The 3,389-nt window shown below is 65.0% G+C and carries 3 protein-coding genes and 1 pseudogene; all 4 read right to left on the minus strand.

The window, feature by feature from the left end; genetic code table 11:
* On the minus strand, positions 1 to 1,444 hold a 1,444-nt coding region (locus QOC89_RS20745), incomplete at its 3' end, for an Hpt domain-containing protein (RefSeq protein WP_323046735.1).
* Positions 1,445 to 1,565: 121 nt separating this feature from the next.
* A complete protein-coding gene (locus QOC89_RS20750; RefSeq protein WP_323046736.1) occupies positions 1,566 to 1,943 on the minus strand; it encodes a response regulator in 378 nt (125 codons plus the stop codon).
* A gap of 84 nt (positions 1,944 to 2,027) precedes the next feature.
* Positions 2,028 to 3,035: a flagellar motor protein MotB gene (gene motB / locus QOC89_RS20755; RefSeq protein ID WP_323046737.1), complete on the minus strand. Its 1,008-nt coding sequence runs from the start codon at positions 3,033 to 3,035 to the stop codon at positions 2,028 to 2,030.
* A gap of 21 nt (positions 3,036 to 3,056) precedes the next feature.
* Positions 3,057 to 3,389: pseudogene (locus tag QOC89_RS20760) on the minus strand (flagellar motor stator protein MotA); the annotation flags it as partial.

Below are 3,389 nucleotides of genomic sequence, written 5' to 3' on the forward strand. Positions count from 1 at the left end.
AGGTGACGAGTTCCACTTCCTTGCCGAGTTTCGCCGCCAGATCGCGCACCAGACGCGGGAAGCGGCTGAACACGTAATCCATCGGCATCATGCGGATCGACATCACCGCTTCCTGCAGATCGCGCGCATTGCGCTCGAGCTGCGCCATGCCGTTGAAGAGCCGGTCATGCAATGCCGGATCGAACGTGCTGGTGGTCTCGGCCAGCATCGCCTGCGTGATCACCAGTTCACCGACCAGGTTGATCAGCTGATCGACCTTCTCGACGCCGACGCGAATCGAACTGCCTTCCGCGCCGCCTGCCGCCGCGGCCGGACGGCCCGCCTTGCGGTCGTGGTCGGCCGCTGCGGTGGTTGCGGCGTTTGTTGCCGCGCTGGTCGCCGGGCCTCCCGCCGGTGCGCCGCTCGCCGCTGCGGGTGCAGCTTCGGCGGGCGCCGGGGTCGTCGCTTGCGACGCCGAGGTGTCGAACAATCCATGCGTGGCAGCGGCTTGAGCGGGCGCAGCGGTGTGGGCCGCCTGTGCCGACGATGCTGCCTGCTCCGCCTGTGCTGCTTGCGCCGGGGACGAATCGGCAGCGTCGGGCGTTCCAGGTTCGCCTTGCTGCGTCTCGTCCGCCGGTGCGGTGCCGCGGCCGATCGAGATCTGACTTTCGTCGATCACGAAACAGCACACGGCGATGATGTCGTCGGCGGTTACATCGGTCTGGAGCCACAGCGTCAGTTCGCCGCTGCTCTTGACCTGCGCGACGATGTTGCCCAGGTTGCCGAGCTCTTCGGCCAGCAGTTCCTGGTCCTTCTCACCTACGCCCCGTAGCGTAATTTTCAGATAGGGCCCGGCCTCTTCACCGGCGCCCGCGGCTTGCCCGGTCTGTGCCGGGTCGCCGTCAGTCCATTCACCCGCCCCCTGCACCACCTGCACCGCCTGTTCGACGACGTGCTCGGGCGGGTTGCCACCTTGTGCCGCTGTGTGTACGGCGGTTTGTGCTTCTACTGCTGCCGCGCTCGCTGCGGCCGCGGGTGCTGCCTGAGGCGCCGCCGCCGGCGCGTCGCCCAGGCGGCTTTCCTGGTGCAACTGTTCAAGCTTCGCGCAGATCGCCTTGGCGACCGCGGCGTCAGGCTCGGCGCTCGCGCGATAGTCGGCGAGCTGGCCCGACAACACGTCCTTGGTTTCGAGGAACGTGTCGATCATGTCCTTGCGCAAGGTGAGTTCGTTGTTGCGCGCGCGGTCGAGCAGCGATTCGAGAATGTGGGTCGTTTCCGTCAGCGCGGTAAAACCGAACGTCGCCGCGCCGCCCTTGATCGAGTGCGCCGCGCGGAAAATCGCCGCGAGGTCTTCGGGGTCCGGGTCCGCGATGTCCAGATTGAGCAGCAACTGCTCCATCTGCGCGAGCAGTTCGTCCGCTTCGTCGAAGAACGTCTGATAGAACTGAGTGATATCGAGTGTCATGCCTGGGTCACCGCGAGAGTTCCTGTCTAGGCTTAGGCTGCCGTGCCGCCGCGTCGAGAGCTTCTATAACTTGTCTAAAGGTGGCGCTGATATAAGCGCTCAGGTGGCGTTCAGGTGGCGCTCATGCCGGGTCCGTTTCGGCCAGTGCCGCCACCAGCTCCGTCAGCATGTCGGGGTCGAGCGGCTTTTCGATCCAGCCGGTCGCCCCCGCGGCCCGCGCCGCCGCCTTGAACGGCTCGCCGGATTCCGTCGTGAGGACGAGGATGGGCGTCGCCTGATAGGCCGGGTTGCCGCGCAGCGCCGTGATCAGATCGAGGCCGGTCTTGCCGGGCATGTACTGGTCCGTCAGCACGAGGTCGAACGACATGGCGAGCGCGTTTTCGAGCCCTTCGTTGCCGTCCGCCGCGAGCGTCACTTCATAGCCGGCCGTCGTCAGCGTTGCAGCGAGAATCTGCCGCATCGATGCCGAATCGTCGATTGCCAGGATGTGCCTGATCATGAAAACCTCGCTGCACTTATGCCATGGATCGGTTGGCCGGCCGCGCCCTCTGAGCGCAGGCTCCGGTTAGCCGACCGCTGTCTGTTACTGGGCTGCCGGCACTCCCGCCGGCAGCTTCGGTGCAACCGTCGCCGGTTGCGCAAGTCTTTGCAGCAGCGGCTTGGAGCCGGCTGCATCGTCCGACAAGGTGGTCGTGGTGGAGTCGTCATGGTCAAGCGCCTCCTCCGACTTCCTGTTCAGCACGATGATGCTGATGCGGCGATTTTCCGGGTCCATCGGGTTGGCCTTGTTCAGGTTCTGCGTGGACGCGAGTCCGAGCACGCGCATCACCTTCGCCTCGTCCATGCCGCCGCTGATCAGCTCGCGGCGCGATGCATTGGCGCGGTCCGCGGACAGTTCCCAGTTGCTATAGCCTTTCTCGCCGCCGGCATATTGCGCGGCATCCGTATGCCCTTGCACGATGATGCGGTTCGGCACGTCGTTCAACGTGTGGCCGATTTCGCGCAGGATGTCGCGCATATACGGTTCAACCACGTCTTTCGCCGTCGCGAACATCGGCCGCTTCTGCGAGTCGACGATTTCGATGCGCAGGCCGGTCAGCGTCGAGTCGATGCGGATCTGCTGCTTGAACTGGCGCAGCACCGGGTTCGCTTCGATCGCGGCCATCAGCTTGACCTGCAGATCGTGCAGACGGACCTGCTCACGGCGTTCCATCTCGCCTTGCGTCTGGGCGACCGAATCTTCGTCGCGATGCATCGCGGCGAGCTCGGCGCGGCTGCTGGTCCCGTCGGTTGAGTGGTTCACGCCCGGCGTGTTGGTCGAAATATCGCGGCCGCCGCCCTTCAGAATGCTCGAATCCACGGCACTGCGATCGCCGCCCCACAGCGTGAGCTTCAACGGCTGGTTGAAGTAATCGGCGATGCCTTTCAATTGCACGGAGGAGGCCGAACTCAGCAGCCACATCAGCAGGAAGAACGCCATCATCGCGGTCATGAAGTCCGCATACGCGAGCTTCCACGCGCCGCCATGGTGGCCGGTCTTCCTCGGCGCGGCGCGCTTGACGACAATGGCGCGGTCTTTGTCCTTGCTCATCGGATCGGTTCCCGGCGCCCGTTACTTGGCCTTGACGCGGCGCACGTGCTCTTCCAGCTCGGCGAACGACGGGCGTTCGGTCGAGAAGAGCACCTTGCGGCCGAATTCCACGGCAATCGCCGGGGCATAACCGTTGAGGCTGGCGAGAATCGTTACCTTGATGCACTGGAACATCTTGGTCGATTCAGTCACGCGCTGTTCGGCGACGCTCGCGAGCGGTCCGATCAGCCCGTACGTAAGCAGAATCCCGAGGAAGGTGCCGACCAGCGCCTGAGCGATCATCTCGCCCAGGATCGCGGGCGGTTTGTCGGCGGAGGCCATGGTGTGCACCACGCCCATCACCGCGGCCACGAT

Source organism: Paraburkholderia sp., assembly GCF_034668105.1.
GTDB lineage: Bacteria > Pseudomonadota > Gammaproteobacteria > Burkholderiales > Burkholderiaceae > Paraburkholderia.

Bases quoted from the DNA above. Each gene is read 5' to 3' on its own strand.
- QOC89_RS20750 (WP_323046736.1), bottom strand. From the start codon at position 1,943: ATGATCAGGCACATCCTGGCAATCGACGATTCGGCATCGATGCGGCAG.
- motB (WP_323046737.1), bottom strand. From the start codon at position 3,035: ATGAGCAAGGACAAAGACCGCGCCATTGTCGTCAAGCGCGCCGCGCCG.